The sequence below is a fragment of the Pigmentiphaga aceris genome (assembly GCF_008119665.1).
In the GTDB taxonomy this organism is placed as follows: Bacteria; Pseudomonadota; Gammaproteobacteria; order Burkholderiales; family Burkholderiaceae_B; genus Pigmentiphaga; species Pigmentiphaga aceris.
The window spans coordinates 3,707,716-3,733,170 of record NZ_CP043046.1 but is presented as its reverse complement, the minus strand read 5'-3'; the positions used below and the strand labels follow the sequence as shown (position 1 = coordinate 3,733,170).

The window sequence follows — 25,455 nt, the reverse complement described above, 5'->3', positions numbered from 1 at the left end:
GCCGGGCAGGGCGATTGCCGCCGGATGTCGGTTCCTGATCAACGCTGCGATGGCGTGGATCTTCCCGACTGTGAACCCTGGCAAGAGCCTTCAGTTGCCGCCCAGCATTTCTCGCGCATGCTTGCGTGTCGTGGCCGTAATGTCGATGCCACCCAGCATGCGGGCCACTTCGTCGACCCGCGTACGCCGGTCGAGCGGCGCAATATGCGACACCGTGCGGCCATCTTCGATCTGCTTGCTGACCTGGAAGTGCAGGTCACCACGCGCAGCAACCTGCGGCAGGTGGGTCACGCACAAAACCTGGTGACGGCTGCCCAGCTCGCGCAGCAGCCTGCCCACCACTTCGGCCACCGCACCGCCCACGCCGGTATCCACTTCATCGAAGATCAGCGTGGGGACCCGCGCGGCGCGGCTGGCAATCACCGACAAAGCCAGCGAAATCCGCGCCAATTCACCCCCTGACGCCACCTTGGCCAAGGCGCGTGGCGTGCTGCCGGTATGGCCTGCCACCCGGAACTCCACTGCATCGATGCCGCTTGGCCCGGGTTCGGCCGCGCGTTGCATCACCACCTCGAACTTGCCGCCGCTCATGGCCAGCGACTGCATGGCTTCCGTCACCGCATCCGACAGAGACGTAGCCGCGCGCGCTCGAGCGACCGACAACACATTGGCAGCCGCATCGAAACGGCTGCGCGCTTCGTCTACCCGTTCACGTAATGCTTCGACGTTGTCGGCGTCCTTGAGCGTATCCAGGCGCGCCTGCAGCGATGCCAAGTGCGCGGGCAGCTCATTGGGCGTCAGGCGGAACTTGCGTGCGGTGTGAAACAGCGACTGCATCCGGCTGTCCAGCGTTGCCAGCCGTTGCGGGTCCAGATCCAGACGCGACAGATAACTGTTCAGGTCCGACACGGCTTCCTGCAAGGTGATGCGGGCGATTTCCAGGCTGTCGGCAATCGGCTGCAGACCGCTGTCATGCGAGGCAAGCTGCGCGATCTTGTGCGTGGCGGATGACAAGCGCGATTGCGCCGAATCATCGTCCTCATCCAGCGCGGCCAGTGTCTGGTTTGCACCGTCGATCAAGGCCTGCGCATGCGCCAGGCGCTGGTGCTCGGCCTGAATCGATTCCCACTCGCCGTCCTGCGGATTCAACTGGCCCAACTCACCGGCCTGCCATTCCAACTGGTCGCGTTCCTGGCGCAGTGCTGCCGAATCTTCCTCGACAGCGGTCAGCTTGCGTACCAATTCTCGCCAGCTCTTCCAGGTGTCGAGCACCTTCGCGCGCAGGTCCGCATGTTCGCCGTGACCGTCCAGCAAGTCACGCTGCGCATCGGCTTTCAGCAGGCTTTGGTGAGCGTGCTGGCCGTGAATGTCGACCAGTTGTTCGCCCAGTTCACGCAGCTGGGTAAGCGTGGCCGGGCTGCCGTTGACGTAACCCCGGCTGCGCCCTTGCGCATCGATCACACGACGCAGCACCAGGGCCTGGTCGTCCAGATCGTGGTCGGCAAGCCAGGTTTGCAAGGTGTCGGGCACGTCGAATACCGCGCAGACCTCGGCGCGGGTGGCACCTTCGCGCAAGACGGATGCGTCGGCACGTTCGCCCAAGGCCAATGCCAGGGCGTCGATCAGAATCGATTTGCCGGCACCGGTCTCACCGGAGAAAACCGTGAAGCCACCACCGAAGCTGACTTCGGTCTGGTCGACGATGACGAAATCCTTGATGTGCAGGGCGCGAAGCATGCAGGTCTGGGTGTCCGGAAATAACGAGGCGAGGGCGCGTTGCTATGCAAGCCCGCAAAAGAGTCAGCTATCCAGCGAACTCGTGGGATCGCTCGGATTTTGATTCCAGTGCAGCTTTCTGCGCAAAGTAGAAAAGTAACTGTATCCGGCAGGATGAAGGAAGCGGATGGTGTGCTTTCCACGACGCACCACAATCCGATCACCCGCTTGCAGCGATGAGAACGACTGCATGTCAAAGTGAACGCTTGCACCGCCTTTGCTCGACCCGGCGCAACGGATGATGGTGATATCGATGGTACAGGTGTCGGGCAGGGCGATCGGCCGATTGGACAAGGCCTGCGGGGCCACCGGCACCAGCACCATGCCGCGCAGCGACGGGTGCAGAATCGGTCCGTTGGACGACAAGGCGTAGGCCGTCGAGCCCGTGGGCGTGGCGATGATCAGGCCGTCGGCACGTTGTTGAGACATGAATTCGCCATCAACGTGTACGTTGATCTCGATCATGCCGCCCATGCTGGCACGGCTGAGCACCACGTCGTTCAAGGCCGGGCCGGAAAATAGTTCCTGATCGCCACGAAACACCTTGCCTTCCAGCAACAGGCGCTCGTCGCTGGAAAAATTGCCCTCGATCACTTCCGACAGTGCCTGTACAGACTTGTCCAGCGGGATATCGGTGATGAAACCAACACGTCCGTGGTTGATTCCGACCAACGGCACGTCATAGGGGGCCAACTGGCGAGCCAGCCCAAGCATGGTGCCGTCACCGCCCATGACTACGGCAAGTGATGCTTCTGCGCCAATTTCAGCCACACTGGCGACAGGAAAATCCTGAACGCCGATGTTGATGGCCGTATCTTTTTCGAACAACACTTTGCGCCCGGCTGCGCGCAGCATATGGGCAAGCGCCAGTAGCGGGGCGGCGATGCCGGTGTCGTGGTATTTGCCGACGAGGGCGACAGTGGGAAAATGCATGAAATGATTATAGGGCTGGAGTCCGCTCGGCCCCTACAATACACATATGGATGATCGCGCGCGTGCGCTGCTTAAAGCGCTTATAGAACGTTACATTGCCGACGGCCAGCCGGTGGGTTCGCGCACACTCGCGAAGGTCTTCGACCTGTCCCCCGCTACCATCCGCAATGTCATGGCCGACCTCGAAGAGATCGGTCTGATCCATTCGCCGCATACTTCTGCGGGCCGGGTGCCGACCCCGCGCGGCTATCGCATGTTCGTCGACTCGTTGCTGACCGTGCGCCAGTTCGAGCAGGCCGAAGCCTCTCGCATGCAGCAGCAGTTCCCTGCTTCTGAACCGCAGCGCATGCTGTCGGCCGCTGCCGGCTTGCTGTCGAACCTGAGTCAGTTCGCTGGCGTGGTGCTGGCACCGCGTCGGTCGCAGGCTTTCAAGCAGATCGAATTCATCCGGTTATCGGAAAAGCGCGTGCTGCTGATCATCGTCACGCCAGAAGGTGACGTGCAGAACCGCATCCTGTTCATGCAGCGCGACTACACGCCGATTGAACTGGCCGAGGCCGCGAACTTCTTCAACCAGCACTTCGGTGGCAAGTCCTTCGACCAGGTGCGTGGCAGCCTGCAAACCGACCTGGCACGCCTGAAAGACGACATCTCCAGTTTGATGCAGGCCGCAGTGCAGGCCAGCGCCGAAGCCGCCCAGAGCGGCGATGACATGCTGATCTCGGGTGAACGCAATCTGCTTCAAGTGGCCGACATCACGTCCGACATGGACCGCCTGCGCAAGATGTTCGGGCTGTTCGAACGCAAAAGCGACTTGATGCAGCTGCTTGATGTGTCCAGCCGCGCCGAAGGCGTGCAGATCTTCATCGGCGGCGATTCCCAGCTGGTGCCGATGGACGAAGTCAGTGTTATCACCGCCCCCTACGGCGTCGATGGCAAGGTGGTCGGCACGCTTGGCGTGATCGGCCCGACGCGGATGTCCTATGATCGCGTCATCCCGCTGGTGGACATCACCGCCCGCCTGCTTTCCAACGCGCTCAGCCAGCAACACTGATCCGCTTGCCGGATCGGTACTCACGCAGGCCCGAGCGCCCGCCAGGAATCTTTATGCGTTTTTCTCCGGAACCGCCGCATCGTCACGGCCAGTTCGACCATGGTGCCTCTGCGCGAACAGGGGTGTTGCTGGTCAATCTTGGTACGCCTGACGCCCCCGATCGCAAGGCGGTCCGTCGTTATCTGGCTGAATTCCTGTCCGATCCCCGGGTCATCGAGATCCCGCCGATCCTGTGGAAAATGATCCTGCACGGCGTCATTCTGAACGTGCGGCCCAAGGATTCAGCCAAGCGCTACGAGTCCATCTGGACGCCTGAAGGTTCACCGCTCATGGTGTGGACCCAGCGCCAGACCGCCCGCACACAAGCCTGGCTGGACGAACAAGGGCATCACATTGCTGTTCGCTACGGCATGCGTTATGGCAATCCGTCGATTGCATCCGTGATGACCGAGATGCGTGCAGAAGGCATCGAGCGCATTCTGGTGGTGCCGCTGTATCCGCAATACGCGGCCAGCAGCACGGCCACGGCAATCGACTGTGTCGGCCGCTGGCTGGCCAAGGCGCGCAATCAGCCGGAGGTGCGTTACCTGCGTCACTTCCACGACGACCCGGGCTACATCGAAGCGCTTGCGCATCGTGTGGAAAGCTTCTGGGCCGAGCGCGGTCGGGCCAAAAAATTGGTGTTGAGCTTTCACGGCGTGCCGATGCGCTCGCTGGAACTGGGCGATCCGTATCACTGCGAATGTCACAAGACCGGGCGACTGCTGGCCGAACGCCTGAATCTGACGCGTGACGAATTTGAAGTCACGTTCCAGAGCCGTTTCGGTGCCGCCGAATGGTTGCAGCCCTATACCGAACCCACCTTGAAGGACTTGGCATCGAAGGGCGTGGATTCGGTGGACGTCTTCTGCCCTGGGTTTGTCGGCGATTGCCTGGAAACCCTGGAAGAAATCGCCGAAGAGGCGCGCGAAGCCTATCTGCATGCGGGCGGCAAAGACTATCGCTACATTCCTGCCCTGAACGACACCGACCCCTGGATCGATGCGTTGGGCAAGTTGATTCTGAGCCAGGTTCAGGGCTGGCCTACACTGGCCAACGACCGCTCGGAAGCGCGTGCCGCCGAGCGCGCGGTGCAGCGCGAAGCGGCCTTGCACGTGGGCGCGATAGACTAGACGCCACGATTTGCGAGCAATGCAGGTGCAACATGGATGACCAACGTATCGACAAGTGGTTGTGGGCGGCGCGTTTTTTCAAGACGCGCAGCATTGCCCAGGCCGCCGTCGAAACCGGCAAGGTGAAATTGGCCGGCGAGCGTCCCAAGCCAGCGCGCGCAGTGCGTGTTGGCGACCGGATCGAAGTGCGGGCGGGCGATCAGGTGTTTGAAGTGATTGTTCGGGGGCTGTCCGGCATGCGCGGACCGGCCACGTTTGCCCGCACGCTGTATGACGAGACCCCGGACGGTTTGAAGCGGCGTCTGGAAGTCATTGAACTGAATCGGCAGGCCTATGAGCCGTCGCGGGAGATCAAGGGCCGCCCCACCAAGCAGGACCGACGTCAGCTCGATAGCTGGCGCGATCAGTCCTGATCTAACCCACTATAAGTCTGGCGCAGCGTGCGACCCGTGTGATGGCCGGGGCGCGCACGCCGCGCGCCAGTCACAGACAGAGCACACTCGAATGCTGCGTAAAAATCCCAGCGGCGACTTCCCCGTCGTCCACGAAACCGCCTTTGTCGACCCCACCGCCATTCTGTGCGGCAAGGTCGAAGTGGGCGAAAACGTCTTCATCGGCCCCTATGCGGTCATCCGCGCCGACGAAGTCAACGCCGACGGCACCATGGAACCGATCATCATCGGTGCCAACTCCAACATTCAGGACGGCGTGGTGATCCACTCCAAGGATGGCGCGGCGGTCACCATCGGCGCAAACACCTCGGTTGCCCACCGATCGATCGTCCATGGCCCGTGCCGGATCGGCAACAACGTGTTCATCGGCTTCAACTCGGTGTTGTTCAACTGTGTGGTGCATGACACCGCTGTGGTTCGCCACAACAGTGTGGTCGACGGTGTCGAGATCCCGGCAGGTTTCTATGTGACCTCGATGACCCGGGTCAGCAAAGACACTGATCTGGCCAAGCTGCCGCAGACCGACAAGGCCACCCGCGATTTCTCGGAATCGGTGATGCTGACCAACGTCAGCCTGGCGACGGCGTATCGCCGCATTCGCAACGACTTCTGAGGCAAGGCTTGCCAAGAATCATGCCGGCGCGCTCGCGCCGGCATGGCAGCCAACTGTTCCGTTGCGGAAAAGGGGCTCAGATCGTGATGGTGCCGCTCAGGTAGCGCGCACAATGGCCCGCCACTTCAACGCTGGCCTCGGTCACTTCGCAGAACAGCGTGCCCGTGCGGCGCGAAGCCTGGTGGCCGACCAAGACCTGCTTGCCGAGACGGCCTGCCCAGTACGGGGCGAGCGCCGCGTGGATGGAACCGGTGACCGGGTCTTCGTCGCCGCCATTGGCAGGCCAGAAATAGCGGCTGACAAAATCGTAGGGTGCCCCGGCGTTTGCGGGCGCCGTTACCACCACATCCAGCGGGCCCAGGGATTTGAGTCGTTCCAGATCCGGCTTGACCGCGAGCACGCTGGCTTCGTCGTCGTAGACGGCCACGTAGGCCTGCTGATTCACCAGGTAGGCGGACGGTGCCGGGCTCAGGCCTTCACGCAGGGCGAGGGGCGCATCGGCTACGGGCTGTGCGTCGCGGCGCGGGAAGCTCATGCGGATGCGGCCGCTGTCTTCCTGCGTAGCGGTGACGTTTCCCACGGCCGCGGCCCAGAAGGTGATCACTTGGCGCGTGGCATTGGCGTCGAACAGCACAAAGGCGCTCGCCAGCGTGGCGTGGCCGCAGAACGCGATTTCCTTGAGCGGGGAGAACCAGCGGATCTCGAACGCGTCGCGATCGGCGCTCCAGACCAGGAACGAGGTTTCGGACAGGTTGTTCTCGGCCGCGATGGACTGCAGGACAGCGTCGGGAAGCCAGGCGGCTAGCGGAACCACTGCGGCCTGATTGCCTTTGAATCGTTCCGAGGTGAATGCGTCGATGACGTGAATGGGTAATTGCATGGGGTGCGGGCGTTTTATTGTCGCCGGCGGTAGGCCGGCTTTCGATGAGACAACACGATGAGACAACAGGGAATATCAAACCAGAACAACTGGCCCGGATATTATCCACGGCCGCGATGTGCTGTGCTCGTACGACCCTCCCTGAATTGGCCCTCGGTTTTCCCTGCCCGGCCAGCCCCGCCTCAGTGCGCCTCGGGCGCGTCCCACAAAAAAGACTCAAGCACCGAGCGTCGCTCGTCTGCATCCATCTTCAAGAAGCGACGCTGAATGGCTTTTACGTTGCGCGGCTCGATGCAGGCATGCTCGGCCAGCCGTACCCAGTCGTCCGCCCACAGCAACGCGCAGAACCCGGCTGGGTCGCGTTCGCTTGCGCGCAGCATCCAGTCGGTAATACGCCGCGCGCGATCGTGCGCGCGTCTTTCTGCTTCCTGAAAAGGCGTACTGATTTCCGAGATATTCATGCGGTCTCCGCGTGCAGGCGGGGTGAAATCCACGTATTCGATATCTGTGTGCCCGGCTGCTTATACCCGCAGTTTATTCGCATGGATAACCGGTTCCTGATTATAAAAAACCGCGATTGACATCGTTTACGATTAATCGATTCCGGGTCGATAAGCTCGCGTGAGCATTTGTTTAAAGTTAGCGAATGCTATCGCCAGGATGGCTTAAATGAAGGGGCTTTGCACGGTTGGGTAGGGTGTTTGGCCCCAAAAACCGCAAGTCGCCGGGTATTTGAAAGTTTTAGCGTCTGGAAACCGGATTCCGATGTGCCTAGAATCGTTCAACCTTTTCAGGGTCGAGACAATGCTGCCATCTCCGGATTATCCAATGCTGCTGGTTTTGTGCACCGGCAATGTGTGCCGCAGTCCCATGGCCGAAACCTTGTTTCGCCATCACCTGCTGCGCAATAACCTGCAGGCCAGCGTGATATCGCGTGGGTTGGCCGCCTCGGTCGGCAGCCCGCCGCATCGTTATGTGACGGAACTGGCCGATGCGCACGGCATGCCTTTGCCCAGCGATAAACGCGCGGCAAATGCGACCAGTGCAGAAATCGCGGCGGCGTCGGCCATATTCATCATGGACGACGAACACCGGCGCGAAATGCGCCAGCGTTTCGCCGCTGCCACCGGAAAAGTGTTTTTGCTTGGACATTGGCAAGGCTTGCAGATTGTCGATCCGCTGCGCATGCCTTTCGGTATTTTTGAATCGACCTGGCGACAGATTGATCTATGCACCCGGGACTGGGTCAGTCGCCTGCGCGAAACCGGCATGGTCAAACCCGTTACCGGCACGATCGCGATGACTGTCAGCACCCAGACCCGCCCCCCGGGTATTGCACGAGCCTGAAACAACCCTTTGTTGCTGTTCTCCATGTCTGCGCGCACCCGCGTCGTCGGCCCACTGATCGTCGAGGTTCATCCATGCATACGTCAATGTTCGCCCGCGTAATCGCCTGGCGCCGGCTGCTGTGCGCACCCGCGCTTGTGATACTTGCAAGCTGCACCGTGCCCGGACCCTATCTGGGGGTCGTGCCGGACGCATCCACCCTCGACAGGCCTGATTTCTCCAAGGAATCGGTCAAGGATCGCGCCGACATCTTCTCCATTTCGCCGCAGACCATTGCGCAGATGGTGCAGGACAAACAACGCAACGACGCCGAGCGTGCCGCCGCCCGTGCCCAGGCATCGGCTGACCTGAAGGCCAACGGTTCAGGTGGGTATCGTTACACCGTCGGCAAATACGACATCTTGCTTATCACGGTGTGGAACCACCCGGAATTGAATAACCCGTCTGGCACGCTCAACGAGTTGTCGGGCCGCGTGGTCAGCGAGGCAGGCACCTTCTTCTATCCCTATGCGGGCAAGGTGCAGGCAGTTGGCAGAACCGTGGACGATATTCGTGACGAGCTGACCAAGAAGCTGGCTACCTATCTGGTTCAGCCGCAGGTTGACGTCTCGGTGCTGACTTACCGCAGCCAGCGCGTGTTTGCCCTTGGGCAACTGACGCGCCCGGGCGTGGTGCCAGTGACTGACGTGCCCATGACCGTCACCGATCTGATCTCTCAGACAGGGGGGCTGACTCCTGAGGCCGATCTGAGCGCCGCCACCTTGCTCAGTCGCGGTCAGACCCGGCCAGTGAATCTGTACGCGCTGTATTACGAGGGCGACGTAAGCCAGGACGTGCGCCTTAGCCCTGGCGACATCCTGACGGTGCCCGAGAGCCGCTACAACAAGGTCTTCGTGATGGGCGAAGTCACCACACCGCAATCGCGTGTGATGCCACGTGGCCGCATGAGCCTGGCAGAAGCCTTGTCGGACGCCGGTGGCTTCAATCCGCTCAGCGCCAATACCGGTCAGCTGTATGTGATCCGCAATGGCCAGAACAACCGGCCGCAGATCTGGCATTTGAATGCCTCAAGCCCCGACGCGCTGGTGCTGGCCGACCGCTTCGATCTGCAACCGCGCGACATCGTTTACGTGGACCCGACCGGCGTGACCCGCTTCGGTCGCGTGCTGACCAACATTTTGCCGGCCGCTACCGCGGTCCGTCGGTGAACCAGTCATGAGCGCAACGCCGATCGTCCTGTCAGAACGTATTCACGCCCCCGCCAATGGCGAGATCAACCTGTCCGAGTTGATGGAGACCTTGCTGCAATACCGGTGGCGGGTCATTGGCATCTTCCTGCTGGTGTTGGGGGCGGGGGCCGCCTATGTGCAGCTGGCTACCCCCATTTACCGGGCAGATGCCTTGATCCAGGTGGAAGACAAGAAAACCACCATGCTCAGCGGGGTGCAGCAGCTGTCCGATACCTGGGGCGGCGGCAGCAGCCCGGTTACCGGCGAAATCGAAATCCTGCGTTCCCGCGAGGTGATCTTGAAGGCGGTGAAAGCCACCCGCGCCGACATCCGTGTCAGCGTGTCGAGCCAGCCGCCGCTGATCGGCAACTGGTTCGCCCGCTATCACGCCGATGCCACCGCGCCGGTAGCCGCCCCATTCGGCCTGGACATGTTCTCGTGGGGCGGAGAGCGCCTGCGCGTGGACGAGCTGAGCGTGCCGGAAAGCCAGCTGGACAAGCCATTCAAGGTGCGTGCAGACGGCCCAGGCAAATATCAGCTGGAAGACCACGACGGCAAACGCCTGGGAGCCGGAACGGTGGGGCGGATGCTGGACTTCACCGTTGACGGCCAGCCCGGCCGCCTGATGGTGGCCGACATGCGCGCAGGCAATCTGACCACCTTCAAACTGGTGCGCGCGGCACCGGTGACGGCGTATCGGGACATTCTGCAAGACCTGTCGATTGCCGAAAGCGGCCGGCAAAGCAGCATCATGCGGGTCAGCTACGAGCACCCTGATGTGAAGCTGGCGCAAGACCTGGTCAACGCCATTGCCAGTGCGTATCTGAAGCAGAACGTGGAACGTCGCAATGCCGAGGCCTATCAAAGCCTGCAGTTCCTGGATGAACAACTGCCAGGCATCAAACGCGATGTCGAACGCGCCGAGGAACTGCTGAACAACTTCCGCACCCGCACCAACACGGTCAGCGTCGAGCGTTCTACCGAGACCTTGTTGAATCAGGCCGTGGAAGTGGAAAAGGGCCGGCTGCAACTGCAACTGCGTCGCGACGATCTGGCCCAGCGCTACACGCCGGACCACCCGGAGCTGAAGGCGTTGGAAGCGCAGCTGGCCGAAACGGCACGCGTCAATACCCGTGTGAACGATCAGGTGAATCGCCTGCCCGCCGCGCAGCGTGACCTGTTGCGCCTGCAGCGTGACGCCGAGGTCGCCAACCAGATGTACATCGCCTTGCTGAACAACGCGCAGCAATTGAAAGTGGCCAAGGCGGGCACGGTCGGCAATGTGCGGGTGGTGGACTTTGCGGTGGCCGATTTCAAGGCCGTGGCACCCAAGAAGATCATCATCGTCTGCGCAGCGGCTGCGCTGGGCCTGGCGCTGGGTGTGTTGGCTGCGGTCGGTGCACGCATGCTGCGTCCGACTGTGCGCGACGCCGAAGATGCCGAACGCGCGACTGGCCTGGTGTCCTACGCCAGCATTCCGGAGAGCCCATTCCAGGACAAGATGGACTTGCGATCCGGCCGGGCGAACGCGATCTCCACGGGTTCATTGCTGGCCCTGTTGCGACCCGATGACCCGGCAGTGGAAAGCCTTCGATCTTTACGCACCGGCCTGGGTTTTGCGTTGATGGATGCCAGCAACAAGAGCATTGTGGTCACCAGCGCCACGGCCGCATTGGGCAAGAGCTTCGTGTCGGCAAACCTGAGCGTATTGCTGGTGTCCAGCGGCAGGCGGGTGCTGCTGATCGACACCGATCTGCGTCGCCCCAAGCTGGGTGCCTACTTCGGTTATGGCCGGGTGGCAGGTTTGTCGAACCTGCTGAATGGGTCGGCAACGCTGGATGCCGTGTTGCGCAAGCGCATTCTGCCCGAGGGCGAATTGCACATCATCCCGGCTGGTCAGTTGCCCCCCAACCCCAGCGAACTGCTGTCAAGCGCACGCTTTGCCGAATTGCTGAAGCGCCTGGAACGCGACTACGACCACGTCATTCTGGATTCAGCGCCTGTGCTGCCCGTCAGTGACACGCTGGGCGTGGTCAACAACGCGGCCACGGTCTTCCTGGTGGTGCGCGCCGAGCACAGCACGGCAGACGATCTGCGCGAAGCCATGAAGAAGCTGGAGTCTGCCGGCACGGTGGTCAAGGGCATCATCTTCAACGGTGTGAAGCGTCGTCGGCTGACCTATGGCAACACCTACTGAACGCGCCGTGGCACCCCGGGTGATGACATCACGAGACCTGACATCATGAACACAGGCTACATCCGTGCGTCTTATGCAAGCGGTGCCGTGTCGGCGGCCCGCACCGTGGTGCCGCTGGCCGTGGGGCTGGCATGCACGATGTTCAGCCTGTACATCTTCCCGTATTACACCAGCGGCGATCAGCTGTACTACCGCAACTTTTACGACGGCCTGCCGTTCTACGACTGGACGAACGGCCTGGGATTCTACGCCGACACGCTGGACTCCCGCGAGCCCGGCTACTACACACTGGTCTTCCTGCTTGCACCCTTGATCGAGAAAGACTGGTTGATGTCGATCCTGAACGGGGCACTGGGCTACGTGTTGACGTTGTGGCTGTTGCGGGTGCGCACATCGATGATCGTGATTGCATTGGTGTTCACGAACTTCTACCTGCTGGTGCTGTTCTTCTCGGCCGAACGCCTGAAGCTGGCCATGCTTTGCTTTCTGCTGGCGTTCACCTTGCGCGGGCCGCTGCGCTATGTCTTTGCGGGCTTGAGCGTACTGACCCATTCGCAGACCATGATCCTGTGGGTCAGTCGCCTGGCCTATCCGGCATGGGGCATGGCAAAACGCCTGATGACGGCACGCCTGGATGGCAAACCCATCCGCATGCTGGGCGGCTTGCTGGGTGCCACGGTAGCGGCCTTCCTGCTGTATGAACACGTGGTCGGCAAGTTCCTGGTGTACGCCGCAGAAAGCGGCGGCATACAGACCTTGCTCAAGCCACTTGCCTTCCTGATTGCCGCCCAGGTCTACGCACATGGCCGGCGCTTCGAAGCCTTGCTGGTGCACCTGCCAATCATGGCGGCTGCGTATGCCGTCGGGCCTGATCGCGTGGTGATCTTTTCCTACTTCGCGTTCATGTATTACGGCGTTCAGTACCGACGTGGCCTGAACGTATTGACCATGGTATTCCTGGTGTACTTCGCGCTGAAAGGCGTGACCTTCATCGAAGACACGATTCACTACGGCTCTGGTTTCATGGCCGAACCGGGCGCGGGGCATCCGTGACAGTACCTACCTTGAGCAAAGCGGCCGTCGCCCCGGCCAGCCAGGGCACACGCACCGGTGTGCTGATGTCGCTGTTCGCGGTGGCAGTGGCGATCAGCGTCAGCCTGGTTGCGTACCCGATCTACTGGCACTCGCTGACGGCAACGCAGTTCAGCGTCTGGTTCTCGATCGTCGAACTGGGCACCTTGTTCATCCCATTGGACTTCGGCCTGTCCGAGCGTTTCATCAAAGTGGCAGTGGGCGAACGCGCCGACAAGATCGAGGCGCTGTATCTGCGGCTGCGCTCCGACCTGCTGCGCATCGCAATCATCGCGTTCTGCGTACAGGTGCCGATTTATCTGGTGATCGCGCATACCCAGCAGGTCGACCAATACCTGCCCTTCGTGGTGCTGGCCTTGTGTCCTGCCCTGGGCGTGATGTGCTATGCCGAATCTGCCTTGCTGCGCACGCAGTCGCGCTTCGTGGAGATCTATGCACTGAACGCCTTCGCCAGCTTGATGTTCCTGGGCCTGGTGCTCGCGCTCAGCCCCTACGGCATTCTTGGCCTGGCCCTGGCCGCACTGAGCCGCAGCCTGGTGATCTTCTGCGGACAAGTGGTGATGGCCCGCGAGCACCATCGCTGGCGCTGGCGCATTCTGCCGTTCAGTGGCGTGAGCTGGGGCGCATTTGTGGCCAATGCGTCCTACCTGACCATGTTCTCGTTCGACGGTGTGCTGTTCCTGTCGCAAGGCGCGGCACCCGGTGCCGTGTCTTCCTACCTGATGAACCGCAAGCCCTTCGACGTGCTCAAGGGCCTGTTCGATGCGGCCATGGCCGTGGTCTTCGTGCGCATTGCACGCATGCCCCACAACCTGGGCCTGGCCAGCGGTCTGATCGTGGCCTTTGCTGCCGGGGCGTTGATCGTGTATGCGGCGGGTGCCTACGTGCTGGGGCTATGGATAGGCCCAGGTGTGCACGATGCCACCTTGTCGGCGTCGCTGGCGTTGGTGGTGGTGGCCGTCGTCACTTCGCGCGTGACGCAGATGTTCAATTACGTGCTGGTATCCGAGGCCATCGCCACCCGTGCAGCCATCGTGCAAGGACTTGCCAAGGCCGGGGCAGTAGGCGTGTACGTCGCAGTCGGCATGAGCCTGCCGTCGTATCACTACGTGATGGCTGGCTTGATGTTTGCCGCGTCGGGGTATTCGATCCTGATGGCCTGGTCGTATCGGAGGCAGTTGCCGTTGAGCGTGCAGACACCGCCTTGATAGCGGGTTGATGTTCGCAGCGTCGGGGTTCGATCCTGGTGGCTTAGTCGTACGGGAAGCAGTTGCTGTTGAGCTTGCGGTCGCTGCCGTGAAGAAGTTGCAGCGGTTTCTCTGCATTCCTGATTGCTTTGATGTCCTTAGTCGTCTCAGATTTTCGACCTGCTTGTTCCGAAGAGTTTGTCCGAGTTGCGTCTTCGTCTCGCTGTTCAGACCTGCTGTTTCGTCCTAGACCTTCGACCTATTTTCTCGTCATACACCCTCGTCACACATCCTCGACCTCTCGACGGAGACTGCCGGCATGACCACCAAAATCCTGACCTTCGTCGGACACTACCTGCCAGGCCACAAGTCTGGCGGCCAGTTGCGCACCATTGCCAACATGGTCGACACCTTGTCCGACGATTTCGAATTCTGGATCGTCACGCGTGACCGCGATCTGGGCGACGCCGAGCCGTACCCGGGCGTGACTCGTAATTGCTGGAATCAAGTAGGCCGTGCCCGCGTCTGCTACGTTGACAACGAAGCGCCGTTTGCCGCGATACAAGCCCTGATCGAGCAAACTCCCCACGACGCGATCTACCTGAACAGCTTCTTCGACCGCCGCTTCAGCATCTTGCCCTTGATGCTGCGCCGCTTCGCTCGCGTATCGGACGCACCGCTTTTCCTCGCCCCCCGTGGCGAGTTCTCACCAGGTGCACTGGCCTTGAAACCCTGGCGCAAGCGCGCCTACATCTTCCTGGCCGGCCTGCTGGGCCTGTACCGCGACGCCACCTTCCAGGCCGCGAGCGAACACGAAAAGCTGGCCATTCTTAATGTGTTGAAACTGCCTGCTGAGGCCGTGGAAATCGCCATCGACCTGCCGCGCCGTTATGCCGAAGCCGCAGTGCCGGCAGTTGTGCCCACCGTCGAAGAGTCGTCAGACCAGACCGCCACGCGCAGCGTAAAACTGGTGTTCCTGTCGCGCATTTCGCGCAAGAAGAATCTCGACTTTGCGTTGTGTGTGCTGGCCCTGGTGCAAGCGGATGTCAGCTTCGATATCTATGGGCCTGTTGAGGACGGCGAATACTGGGCAGAATGCCGGGCCTTGGCCAAGGCTTTGCCGGCGAATGTGCGCGTGACCTATTGCGGGGATGCGCCGGCCGAGGACGTGGAGCGGATTTTCTCGCGCTATGACTTGTTTTTGTTCCCGACGCGGGGCGAAAGTTATGGGCAGGTGATTGGCGAGTGTCTGAGTGTGGGCACGCCGGTGTTGGTGAGTGATCAGACGCCGTGGCTCAATCTGGCTGCAGAGGGCTTAGGGTGGGATGTCCCCTTGGATGCGCCGGAGGTGTTTGCGCGGCGGATCGATGAGCTGGCGGCGCTTGATGTCGGGCAGCGGCGGCAGGGCAGGGAGCGTGTGCGGGCACGGGCGCGTGAGCGGCTGAGTGATCCGAAGGTGATAGAGGCGAATCGTGCTTTGTTCAATTCTGTGCTGCGCAGGTGGAGAGTTGCCAGGGGCTTGCCGGATGCTTCTGCTTGAGGCGGTGTGGTTGTTCTTCTGCCAGTCGCGGGTGGTGGGGCCGGGTTGGCTGCCCCGCTTGACCTTGGCGTCGGGTCTCCGCCCTCCACCTCGTCCAGAAGGGCAGCCAACCCGGCCCCACCACCCACGCCTTCAAAACGGCTTGGTTAAAAGCAGATCCCGCCTTTGGGCGCGTACTGATTTTCTGGCTGCTTGGTGCTGGAATCGGTTCTCGGCATTCGGTGGCCACCGTTCTAGATCGCCTCGCGGTTGGCCCCGGGGATTGGCTGGCCAGGTCGCCACGAAGCGAGCTCTCCGGCTCTTGATTCGGTGGGTTCTTCAGCGGCCTTTTACGGCAGCTCCACTCAAGAAAATTTGCGCTCCTGCTTGATGGTGGGGTGACATCGAAGCGGGTGGCCGCCGCGTCACGGCATGCCGAGAGCGGCAGCGACGATCGTGGCGCTGGCGGCTGATCTCGTGAAAACGCTTTTGCTGCGCGTTGGTCGAGGCGCTTGCCTTGCGACGAGATCAACACCACCGGGGCGTTGTCAGCCTGACGCGCTCAACTGTGCGGAGGGCTGTTGGACGAGCCTTGCACACAGAAATTCTGACAGTCCCCCGTTCGTCATCGCCCCGAACGTTCAATGTGCAGCCTTCAAAGCGCCAACCTTCAACGCCCCGCCTTTTCGTCGCATTACCTAGTGCGCGGCCACCCGCTTCCAAGTCACCTCACCGCCAAGCAGACGCGCGAATATTCTTGAGTGGCGCTGCTCTGAAAGGCCTTTAAAGAACGGCCCGATGCGTGAGCCGCTGAGCCGCTTCGTGGCGACCTGGCCAGCCAATCCCCAGGGCCAGTCGCGTGGCGTTCAAGAATGGTGGCCCACGGATGCCGAGAACTAATTCCAGCACCCGGCAGCCAAAAAAACGCACACTGCCCAAAGGCGGGATCTGCTTTTAACCAAGCCGTTTTGAAGGCGTGGGTGGTGGGGCCGGATTGGCTGCCCTTCTGGACGAGGTGGAGGGCGGGAGTCCCGACGCCAAAGTCCAGCGGGGCAGCCAATCCGGCCCCACCACCCGCGACTGGCTCAACAGCGCTTACACCGTCACGAGCAAACCACGACCAGCTCAAGAACCGCCAAACCAGTGCAAAAGCATCAATCCCGAACCGCCTTGATAAGCGAATCCATCGACCGCCGAGCCCCAATCGCCAGCGAAAAATGCTGCAGATAATGCTTGCCCGCATTAGCTGCCAACGTCTGACGACTAGCCTCCCCCATGGTGTACAGCTTGCATGCCGCCGCCGCAATATCAGCAGGATCCTCCGGCTGCGCAACCACCCCACACTGACCATCCGCAATGATCGCCGCCGCATCCCCCTTCACCGCCAACAGAATCGGCCTCCCCACCGCCAAGTAGGCCTGAATTTTCGACGGAATCGTAATCTCAAACAGCGGATCGTCACGCAAGTGAACCAGCAACGCATCCGCCGCCTTCAAGAAAGCACCAATCTCCTGACTGCGCACGCGCGGCACGAACACCACATTGTCCAGCTCCAGCTGATGCTTCAAGCTCTTCAGCTTCTCCAGCTCAACCCCGCTGCCAATGAACACAAACTGAATCTCCGGGTGAATCGCACCCACCCGCTTGGCAGCCTGCAACACTGCTTCTAATGCCTGCGCCTTCCCCATCGTTCCCGCAAACACAATGTTGAACCGGTTCGCCATGATCGCCGGCGCAGGGGCAGACGTACCCTCGTGAATCGCCTGCTCATCGCACCAGTTGTAGATCACATCGATCTTCTCCGCCGGCACGCCGCGCGACACCAGCGTGTCGCGGATACCAGCCGACACCGCCACAATGCGCGCCGCACGCCGATAGACAAACTGGCACACCCGTTCGACCAGCGCCAGTGCATGGCGGTTCTGCATCATGCCGGTCGCGCGCAAGGTATCAGGCCACAGGTCCTGCACATCGAACACAAACGGCGCACCGCGCAGCTTCGACATCAACGCACCGGCCACGCCAGTCGTGGCAGGCAAGTGATAGATGTAGATCACATCCGGCCGCTTGGTGCACAGCATGCCAACGATCAACGCCGACGCCGCAAACGAGGCATAGTTGAAAATGCGGCGCAACGCTGAACTGTCGTGACTGGGGTAGAGCGGAGCGCGCACCACACGAATATCGTCGATGGTGTCGACCCGCACCGGCTTCAGCCGATAGCCCGGATACAGCTTGCCGCCCGGGTAGTTCGGAAAGCCCGTCAAGACCTCTACCGAATGCCCCTGGTCGCGCAAGGCCTTGGCAAAGGCCAGCCCTTTGGCCGAGGGTTCCGGCTCGAACCACTGCGTGATGATCAGAATGTTCAGCGGGCGACCGGCCGACACTGCCGGCAGGTCGGCCCGTGAACCAGGGGCATCGTCATTCATATCGGCAGAACGGTCATTGACGGTTTTCATGGTGCCCTCAACGCTTCCAGACGACGTGGTTCACGTAGTCGGTGTAGCTGTGGATGATGCGCACGACCTTGGCGGCCACGTTGGGCATGCTGTAGTCGTCCACTTGCCGGATCAGGCGCTGGTTGTCGTCGCGCTGCTCCTTGCCTTCCCGATCGAGAATGGCCAGCGACTGCAAGATGCGCGGCAGTTCCAGCCCGGTCATCATCACTGCCGCTTCTTCCATGCCTTCTGGCCGCTCGTGCGCTTCACGAATGTTCAGTGCCGGGAAGTTCAGAATCGACGATTCCTCGGTGATCGTGCCGCTGTCCGACAGCACGGCGCGCGCATGGCATTGCAGCGTCACGTAGTCGCTGAAGCACAGTGGTTTCAGCAGGCGCACCGATGGCGGCAGCTCGATGCCGGCGGCGTCGATGCGTTTGCGGGTACGCGGGTGGGTGGACACGATGATCGGGTCATCGAAGGCCTCGGCCATGCCGCGCAGCACGGCAATCAGCTTGCCGAAGTTCTGTTCGGAATCGACGTTTTCTTCGCGGTGGGTGCTGAAGACGAAATAGCGTCCTTCTTCCAGGCCCAGCCGTTCCAGCACGTCGGATTGCTCGATGCGGTCGCGGTAATGATTCAGCACTTCGAACATCGGGCTGCCGGTCTTGATCACGCGGTCGGGCGGCAGGCCTTCACGCAACAGGTACTCGCGTGCGATGGCGCTGTAGGGCAGGTTCACATCGGCGATGTGGTCAACGATGGTGCGGTTGGTTTCTTCGGGCACACGCTGGTCGAAGCAGCGGTTGCCGGCTTCCATGTGGAAGATCGGAATCTTGCGGCGCTTGGCGGCAATGGCGGCCAGGCAGCTGTTGGTGTCGCCCAGGATCAGCAAGGCGTCGGGCTTGGTCTCGGCAAAGACCTTGTCGACTGCCATGATGACTTTGCCGATGGTCTCCGCCGCATTGCCGCCCGCTGCTTCCAGGAAGTGGTCCGGTGAGCGGATCTGCAGGTCTTCGAAGAAGATGCCGTTCAGCTCATGGTCGTAGTTCTGGCCGGTGTGAACCAGAATATGGTCGGCGCTTTCGTCGAGCGCAGCAATGACGCGCGACATGCGGATGATTTCGGGTCGTGTGCCGACCACGGTGGCTACCTTGAGTTTTTTCATGAAGTGCGAATCCGAAAGAGAGGTGAGCAGTGGGAGAGCGGACGAACAACGGTGAGCAAGGTGAGAGCGGGTAGAGCAATCAAAGCGCCGCCGCGATGGTGTCGGGCCGGTCGCGATCGAACACCTCGTTGGCCCACAACATGACGATCAATTCCTGATCGCCCACGTTGGTGATGTCATGGGTCCAGCCGGGGACGGTTTCCACCACTTCGGGCGTGTCGCCGTCGGTGTGGATCTGGTGTGTCAGGCCGCTGACGATCTGTCGAAACCGGAAGTGCGCGCGGCCGCGCAACACCAGGAATTTCTCGGTCTTCGAGTGGTGGTAGTGCCCCCCACGCGTTACGCCCGGCCCGGCGGTGAAGAACGAGAACTGGCCGGCGTGGGGCGTCTTCAGCACCTCGACAAATGCACCGCGCGCATCTGCGTGGCGGGGAATGCGATAGCTGAATTCGTCGGGCGGCAGGTAGCTCAGATAGGTCGCATGCAGTGCGCGCAGCAGGCCGGTGCCGACATCAGGCGTGGCAAGCGTGGCGCGACTCGCGCGAAATGCGCGCAAGGCGTTCAGCACTTCCCCTGCTGTGCTGGTGTATTCCACCGGCACCCTGGGGTGTTCAAGCACGGGCCGGTCTTGCAGCACACGGATGAACTCGTCGGCCACATCGTCCACATACACCAGACGCAGGCGCTCTGCCGGGTCGTCAATCGTGACGGCCTGGCCCGTGGCAATGTCTCGGCACCAGGTGGCAATGGTTGAATGCCGATCTGGCGCTGCCCATTTGCCAAATACCGTGGGCAGACGGTAGATGTAGACCTGTGCACCGGTTGCCGTCGCGTAGGCCTTCAGCACCTGTTCGGCTTCCCATTTGCTGCGCGCGTAAGGTGTCTGCACACGGGTCTGCTCGGCCGACGCCATGACCACCGGCAGCGCGCGTCCGTCGGCATACAGCAGTCCGGCCAATTGGCGGGTGAAGTCGGCATTGCCGACCCGAAAGCCTTCGGCGTCGGAACTCTGGTTCACGCCTGCCAGATGAATGACTGCATCGGCTTGCGCCACCAGCGCGGGCAGGGTGGCGGGGTCTGCGTCGCGGGTGTAGGACAAGACCTCGATGTCAGGCCGCTCCACCAGCTTCACGCGCAAGGTCTTGGCGATGAATCCGTCGGCGCCGGTGATCAGGACACGCATGTCAGTCCTCCGCGTAGACCGGCTCGCCACGCGTGATGGCCTGAATGAAGGGCAGCTTCAGCAGCAGCCGTTTCATGCCCTCGACGTCCAGGCGCGTGGTGTTGTGGGAGTTGTAGTCGTCCGCCATGGAAATGCGCGGCTCGCCCTGTTCCACGTACTTGCCGTAGTTCAGGTCGCGCAAGTCGGGCGGCAGGCGGAAATAGCTGCCACGGTCTTCGGCGTTGACAATTTCCTCGCGGCTCAGCAGCACCTCGTAGCGCTTCTCGCCGTGGCGCGTGCCGATGATCCGCACTTCGTGGTCCATGACATCCAGCAGCTGGATCAGCGCGGTGGCCAGCACCGAGATGGTTGCGGCAGGTGCCTTCTGCACCAGAATGTCGCCGTTGCGACCGTGCTGGAAGGCATACAGCACCAGGTCCACCGCATCGTCGAGCGTCATCATGAAACGTGTCATCGACGGGTCGGTAATGGTGATCGCCCGCCCTGCGCGCACCTGGTCCACGAACAGCGGAATGACCGATCCGCGCGAGGCCATCACATTGCCGTAACGCGTGGCGCAGACCACCGTGCCGCTGTCGATCAGGCGCGACTTGGCGACCATTACTTTTTCCATCATGGCCTTGGACGTGCCCATGGCATTGATGGGGTAGACCGCCTTGTCGGTGCTCAGGCAAATGACCCGTTCAACACGGTTCTTGATCGCAGCTTCCAGCACGTTGTCGGTGCCCAGCACGTTGGTCTTGACCGCTTCCATGGGGAAGAACTCGCAAGACGGCACCTGCTTCAGTGCTGCCGCGTGGAAGACGTAGTCCACGCTGCGCATGGCATCGTGCACGCTGCGGTAGTCCCGCACGTCGCCGATGTAGAACTTGAGCTTCGGATTCGCGTACTTCTTGCGCAGATCGTCCTGCTTTTTCTCGTCGCGGCTGAAGATGCGGATCTCGGACACCGGGGTGTCCAGAAAGCGGCGCAGCACGGCGCAACCGAAAGAGCCGGTTCCGCCCGTGATCATCAATACCTTGTCATTCAACATGTTGGATTCCCGGAGTAGTCATCCGCACGACCGCCTGCCAGGCAGGCGGGTGAAGGGGGTTAGCAGGCAGTGGCGCGCCGACGAAGCGTTCTTGTTGCGCAGGCACGCGGCAGCACTTCGTCAAGCGCCGCTACCGTCTTGTCCATGTCTTCGTTGCTCAAGGTCGGATGGACCAGGAAGGCCAGGCTGGTTTCACCCAGCAAGGCGGCGTTGGGCAGCCGGGTCGGCGGCACCAGGCCAGTGCCCGAGAACGCGCGTTCCAGATACACCTCGGGGCTGGAGCCGTGATAGCAGGGCACACCTGCCGCATTGATCTCGGACAGGATGCGGTCGCGATTCCAGCCCGCCGCCAGCTGGTCGGGTTGGATGAACAGGTAGCCGCGATAGGCCGCATGCTCGACCGCATTGGGGGTGACCGGCACCCGCACGGCGGGATGCCACTGTGCGGTTTCATGCAAGCGCGCAAGATTGGCCTGGCGGGCGCTGACCCACTGATCCAGCCGGCGCAGTTGAATGCGCCCGATCGCTGCCTGTACTTCCAGCATGCGCGCGTTGGTGCCGAAGGATTCGTGGACCCAGTTGAAGCCGAACGGCTTTTGCCGGTTGTAGATCGCATCCCAGGATTTGCCGTGGTCTTTGAACGACCACATGGCCGACCACAGGCGGCGGTCGTTGGTGGTGACCATGCCGCCTTCGCCTCCGGTGCTGATGATCTTGTCCTGGCAGAAGGACCAGGTGCCGATGTGGCCGATGCTGCCGACCGGGCGGCCTTTGTAGCGGGCACCGTGGGCCTGGGCGCAATCCTCGATCACGTACAGCCCGTGGTTGGCGGCAAGCGCCATGATCGGGTCCATGTCGCAAGGCATGCCCGCCAGGTGTACGCAGATGATGGCGCGCGTGTTCGGCGTGATCACCTCACGGATGCTGTCGGCCGTGATGTTCTGGCTGTCCAGATCGACGTCGGCGAAGATCGGTCGCGCACCGGCATTGACGATGCAGGACACCGACGCGAAGAAGGTGCGCGGCGTGACGATCACATCGTCGCCAGGACCGATGCCCAGGGCGTACAGCGCGGCGTCCAGTGCCAGGGTGCCGTTGTTCAGCGCCACCGCGTATTCGGTTTGGCACCATTCGGCAAACTCGCGTTCGAATTCGCGGCCTTCTTCGCCCGTCCAGTAATTGACCTGATTGGACAAGAGCACGCGGCGAACGGCATCGACTTCTTCGGCGGTGAAGGCGGGCCAGGGGGCAAAGGGCGTATTGAGCATCGTCGGCTATCCGTAGGAAGAGAACAGGCCTGGGTGCGCGGCCTGATGGCGGCTTTGGGGGTGGCGGCTTGCTGTGGAGACGTCTGAGCGGCAAGGTCTATTTCGGGTGTCCGCGGAACTGGTCCACGGTGGCGTGACCGGGGCTGTTGATGCCTTCCCGGATCAATACGGTGTGTACGGTCATGGCAAGAATCTTCAGGTCGAGCCAGAACGATTGGTTCTCGACATACCAGACGTCGTGTTCCAGTCGCTGCGGCCAGGGCAGGGCGTTGCGACCATGAACCTGGGCCCAGCCGGTGATGCCGGGCCGCACGTCGTGGCGGCGGTACTGGCGCGTGTCGTAGCGCGGCAGGTACTCCATCAGCAGCGGGCGCGGGCCGACCAGGCTCATCTCGCCCTTGAGCACATTCCACAGCTCGGGCAGCTCATCCAGGCTGGAACTGCGCAGCTTGTGGCCCAGCGGGGTGATGCGGAATTCGTCGGGCAGCAGGTTGCCGGCGGCGTCGCGCTCGCTGGTCATCGAACGAAACTTGACCAGTTCGAAGGGCATGCCGCCCTTGCCCGGACGGATCTGGCGGAACAGGGCTGGTTTGCCCAGGCTGCGGCGGACCGCAAGAAGCGTGAACAGCAGCACCGGGCTGAGCACGATCAGTGCAATCAGCGAAACCACGATGTCGAACAGTCGTTTAAGCATGAGCGCGTATTCCTGAAGCGATAAGGGTGCGAGGCGGCAAGCGGCGAGGGGTCAGGCCGCTCGGCCGACGGGGACCTGGGACTTTTCGATGGCGGGTACGGGCGTGACCATCGGCGACACTGCCGAGGGTGGCGAGGACACCAAGGGAACCTGCTCCGAGACGGCATCGGCTTCGCGGCGCGGCAGGGCGTTGCGGTCTGGCAGAACCGAGTACGGGGCGTATTCGGTCACCACGCTTTGCAGTGCCTTGCGTACTTCCAGCCCGTCGCCTGCCTTGCAGGCGGCCAGCAGGTGGGCCAGCATCGGCTCAAGCCGCTCGAGTTCGATCATGTGTTCTTGCGAGGCCATGATCCGTGGGTGTGCACTGGCCTCGACCTTGCCGCCGATCAGCAATTCTTCGTAGAGCTTCTCGCCGGGACGCAGGCCGGTGACCTGGATTTCGATGTCGCCATCGGGCTGGGCGGCAGTGCGTTCGCTCAGGCCCGACAACTTGATCAGCGTGCGGGCGAGGTCGATGATGCGCACCGGTGCGCCCATGTCGAGCACGTAGACCTCGCCGTTGCGGCCCATGGCCCCGGCCTGCATCACAAGCTGCGCGGCTTCCGGGATCAGCATGAAATAACGGACCACTTCCGGGTGGGTCAGCGTGATCGGGCCACCGCGACGAATCTGCTGGCGAAACAGCGGCACCACGGAACCCGATGAGTCCAGCACATTGCCGAAGCGCACCATGCTGAAGACCGTGCTGCCGTGTGCCCGCTTGGCAAGCGCCTGGAAGATCAGTTCGCCCACGCGCTTGCTTGCGCCCATCACGTTGGTAGGCCGCACGGCCTTGTCGGTGGACACCAGCACGCAGGTTTCGACCCGGTAACGCGCGGCCACCAGGCCAACGTTCCAGACACCCACCACGTTGTTCTGCACGCCTTCGGCGGCGTTGGCCTCGACCAGCGGCACGTGTTTGTAGGCAGCCGCGTGGTAAATGGTCTGGATGGTTTCGCGCCGCAGCAGGGCGTCCAGCCCCTTGGCGTCGCAGACCGACGCCAGCACGGCAGTGATCTGCACATCCGGTGCACGTTCACGCAGCTCGCGTTCGATGGCGTACAGCGAGTATTCGGAGTGGTCGAGCAGGATCAGCTTGGCTGGCAGTTGCGACACCACCTGGCGGCTGAGTTCGCTGCCGATCGAGCCACCTGCGCCCGTCACCAACACGGTCTTGCCCGTCACGCATTTGGCGAACAAGTCCTTGCGCGGTGGCACCTGTGCCCGGCCCAGCAAGTCCGCCACGTCGATGTCGCGCACCGTCACGTCGCTGACCTTGCGATTGGCCAGCTCGGCCAGGGTCGGCAGGGTTTTCACCGGCAAGCCGAGCGTGGTCAGGGCGTTGTAGATGCGGTGGCGCGCTGCCGGGGACGCCGAGGGCACGGCCAGCACGATCTCATCCACGCCCAGCAGTCCGGCGGTGTTGCGAAGCGTGTCCAGCGAAATCACGCGCAGTCCGGCCACATGCTGATTGCGCAACTGCGGATCGTCATCGACAAAGCACAGTGGCGTATAGGTCTGGCTGCTGCGCATGGCGTGGGCCAGTTGCACGCCGGATTCACCTGCGCCGTAAATCGCCACCCGCGGTATGCGGCCTGCGTCTGCCTGGCGTGCCCGCAGCAGATGGCGGGCACCGAAACGGGTCAGCACCACGTAGGCAAAAGCGATGAACCAGTAAATGAACAGGCTGCTGCGCGGCGGCAGGGGGTCGTTGACGATGTAGGACAGCGCGTAAACGCTACCCGCCAGCACGGCCAACCCTACGCCCGTCGAATAAAGCAGGTGCATGTCGACAAAACGCACGACATTGCGATACAGACCACAAACGTGAAATACCGGAATGGTGGCCAGGGCAATGATGATTGGCGCGCCAATACCATAATCATTTAGCAAGGTGCTGTCACCAAGCCGCACGTAATACGCGGCAATCAGACAAAGTGGCAATACCAGTGCGTCGGCAGCCAGCATCACCATTATCTTCTGCGGCCTTGGCAGTGCGAGTAACCAGTTTCGGGTGTCAGACAACATCATCAATCCTTTGCTGCTGCCGTCGGGATTCGGTCGACCTGCTTAACCCACTTGGGGTGTACAAATTCTATTCATTTGTGGTTAATGCTGCCAATGCTTCCGTTGCCGTCGGTGGATTGTTTACTTTTCCCTGGGAGATACTCGATTCATGCG

The 25,455-nt window shown here is 61.8% G+C and carries 21 protein-coding genes; 10 read left to right on the top strand and 11 right to left on the bottom strand.

All coding sequences use genetic code 11. The annotated features are described in order from the left end of the window. Positions 1 to 90 precede the first annotated feature (90 nt). Complete coding sequence (gene recN / locus FXN63_RS16165; RefSeq protein WP_148816251.1) at positions 91 to 1,737, bottom strand: DNA repair protein RecN; 1,647 nt, start codon at positions 1,735 to 1,737, stop codon at positions 91 to 93. A gap of 63 nt (positions 1,738 to 1,800) precedes the next feature. Further along, entirely contained in the window at positions 1,801 to 2,709 is a 909-nt protein-coding gene (locus FXN63_RS16160; protein WP_148816250.1) for an NAD kinase, read from the bottom strand. A 46-nt stretch (positions 2,710 to 2,755) separates the two neighbouring features. On the opposite strand from FXN63_RS16160, the gene hrcA reads away from it, so the two are divergent. The 4 genes from hrcA (at position 2,756) to FXN63_RS16140 (ending at position 6,000) form a co-directional block, all read left to right on the top strand. Next, entirely contained in the window at positions 2,756 to 3,763 is a 1,008-nt protein-coding gene (hrcA, locus tag FXN63_RS16155; RefSeq protein WP_148816249.1) for a heat-inducible transcriptional repressor HrcA, read from the top strand. Between the two features lie 53 nt (positions 3,764 to 3,816). Next, positions 3,817 to 4,935, top strand: coding sequence for a ferrochelatase (gene hemH / locus FXN63_RS16150; protein ID WP_148816248.1), 1,119 nt, complete (start codon positions 3,817 to 3,819; stop codon positions 4,933 to 4,935). 32 nt (positions 4,936 to 4,967) lie between these two features. Then, entirely contained in the window at positions 4,968 to 5,348 is a 381-nt protein-coding gene (locus tag FXN63_RS16145) for an RNA-binding S4 domain-containing protein (protein ID WP_148816247.1), read from the top strand. 91 nt (positions 5,349 to 5,439) lie between these two features. After that, entirely contained in the window at positions 5,440 to 6,000 is a 561-nt protein-coding gene (locus tag FXN63_RS16140) for an LbetaH domain-containing protein (RefSeq protein ID WP_148816246.1), read from the top strand. A 76-nt stretch (positions 6,001 to 6,076) separates the two neighbouring features. Here FXN63_RS16140 and FXN63_RS16135 read toward each other — a convergent pair whose 3' ends face one another. Together FXN63_RS16135 and FXN63_RS16130 are read right to left on the bottom strand one after the other, a co-directional pair. Continuing rightward, positions 6,077 to 6,880, bottom strand: a complete 804-nt coding sequence (locus tag FXN63_RS16135) for a PhzF family phenazine biosynthesis protein (protein WP_148816245.1) — start codon at positions 6,878 to 6,880, stop codon at positions 6,077 to 6,079. Between the two features lie 182 nt (positions 6,881 to 7,062). After that, the gene (locus FXN63_RS16130; RefSeq protein WP_148816244.1) at positions 7,063 to 7,341 is read right to left on the bottom strand and encodes a hypothetical protein; all 279 of its coding nucleotides are present in this window, start codon (positions 7,339 to 7,341) and stop codon (positions 7,063 to 7,065) included. A 367-nt stretch (positions 7,342 to 7,708) separates the two neighbouring features. Between FXN63_RS16130 and FXN63_RS16125 the strand changes: the two genes are divergently transcribed. From FXN63_RS16125 to FXN63_RS16100, 6 genes are all read left to right on the top strand, one after another. Then, positions 7,709 to 8,227 (top strand): arsenate reductase/protein-tyrosine-phosphatase family protein, encoded by a 519-nt coding sequence (locus tag FXN63_RS16125; protein ID WP_187394918.1) that lies wholly within the window; start codon positions 7,709 to 7,711, stop codon positions 8,225 to 8,227. A gap of 158 nt (positions 8,228 to 8,385) precedes the next feature. Then, on the top strand, positions 8,386 to 9,435 hold the full coding sequence (locus FXN63_RS16120; RefSeq protein ID WP_187394917.1) for a polysaccharide biosynthesis/export family protein: 1,050 nt from the start codon (positions 8,386 to 8,388) through the stop codon (positions 9,433 to 9,435). Between the two features lie 7 nt (positions 9,436 to 9,442). Further along, on the top strand, positions 9,443 to 11,653 hold the full coding sequence (locus tag FXN63_RS16115; RefSeq protein WP_148816241.1) for a polysaccharide biosynthesis tyrosine autokinase: 2,211 nt from the start codon (positions 9,443 to 9,445) through the stop codon (positions 11,651 to 11,653). 45 nt (positions 11,654 to 11,698) lie between these two features. Continuing rightward, positions 11,699 to 12,706 carry a hypothetical protein gene (locus tag FXN63_RS16110; protein WP_148816240.1) on the top strand — a complete coding sequence of 336 codons (1,008 nt, stop codon included), beginning with the start codon at positions 11,699 to 11,701 and terminating at the stop codon, positions 12,704 to 12,706. Beyond that, positions 12,703 to 13,953, top strand: a complete 1,251-nt coding sequence (locus tag FXN63_RS16105; protein ID WP_148816239.1) for a hypothetical protein — start codon at positions 12,703 to 12,705, stop codon at positions 13,951 to 13,953. Before FXN63_RS16110 ends, FXN63_RS16105 begins: the two co-directional genes overlap by 4 nt. 298 nt (positions 13,954 to 14,251) lie before the next feature. After that, positions 14,252 to 15,472, top strand: coding sequence for a glycosyltransferase (locus tag FXN63_RS16100; protein ID WP_148816238.1), 1,221 nt, complete (start codon positions 14,252 to 14,254; stop codon positions 15,470 to 15,472). 1,133 nt (positions 15,473 to 16,605) lie between these two features. On the opposite strand, the gene FXN63_RS16095 is transcribed toward FXN63_RS16100, so the two are convergent. The 7 genes from FXN63_RS16095 to FXN63_RS16065 all read right to left on the bottom strand — a co-directional run bounded on the left by FXN63_RS16095 (position 16,606) and on the right by FXN63_RS16065 (position 25,242). Further along, positions 16,606 to 17,910, bottom strand: a complete 1,305-nt coding sequence (locus tag FXN63_RS16095) for a glycosyltransferase family 4 protein (protein ID WP_246164847.1) — start codon at positions 17,908 to 17,910, stop codon at positions 16,606 to 16,608. A gap of 7 nt (positions 17,911 to 17,917) precedes the next feature. Continuing rightward, positions 17,918 to 19,057: a non-hydrolyzing UDP-N-acetylglucosamine 2-epimerase gene (gene wecB / locus FXN63_RS16090; RefSeq protein ID WP_148816237.1), complete on the bottom strand. Its 1,140-nt coding sequence runs from the start codon at positions 19,055 to 19,057 to the stop codon at positions 17,918 to 17,920. 79 nt (positions 19,058 to 19,136) lie between these two features. Beyond that, positions 19,137 to 20,240: a UDP-2-acetamido-2,6-beta-L-arabino-hexul-4-ose reductase gene (wbjC, locus tag FXN63_RS16085; protein WP_148816236.1), complete on the bottom strand. Its 1,104-nt coding sequence runs from the start codon at positions 20,238 to 20,240 to the stop codon at positions 19,137 to 19,139. Position 20,241: 1 nt separating this feature from the next. Then, positions 20,242 to 21,273 carry a polysaccharide biosynthesis protein gene (locus tag FXN63_RS16080; protein WP_148816235.1) on the bottom strand — a complete coding sequence of 344 codons (1,032 nt, stop codon included), beginning with the start codon at positions 21,271 to 21,273 and terminating at the stop codon, positions 20,242 to 20,244. A 59-nt stretch (positions 21,274 to 21,332) separates the two neighbouring features. Then, positions 21,333 to 22,541 (bottom strand): DegT/DnrJ/EryC1/StrS family aminotransferase, encoded by a 1,209-nt coding sequence (locus FXN63_RS16075; RefSeq protein ID WP_148816234.1) that lies wholly within the window; start codon positions 22,539 to 22,541, stop codon positions 21,333 to 21,335. Positions 22,542 to 22,638: 97 nt separating this feature from the next. Continuing rightward, positions 22,639 to 23,235, bottom strand: coding sequence for a sugar transferase (locus tag FXN63_RS16070; RefSeq protein ID WP_148816233.1), 597 nt, complete (start codon positions 23,233 to 23,235; stop codon positions 22,639 to 22,641). A 51-nt stretch (positions 23,236 to 23,286) separates the two neighbouring features. After that, a complete protein-coding gene (locus FXN63_RS16065; RefSeq protein ID WP_187394916.1) occupies positions 23,287 to 25,242 on the bottom strand; it encodes a polysaccharide biosynthesis protein in 1,956 nt (651 codons plus the stop codon). Positions 25,243 to 25,455: the final 213 nt, after the last annotated feature.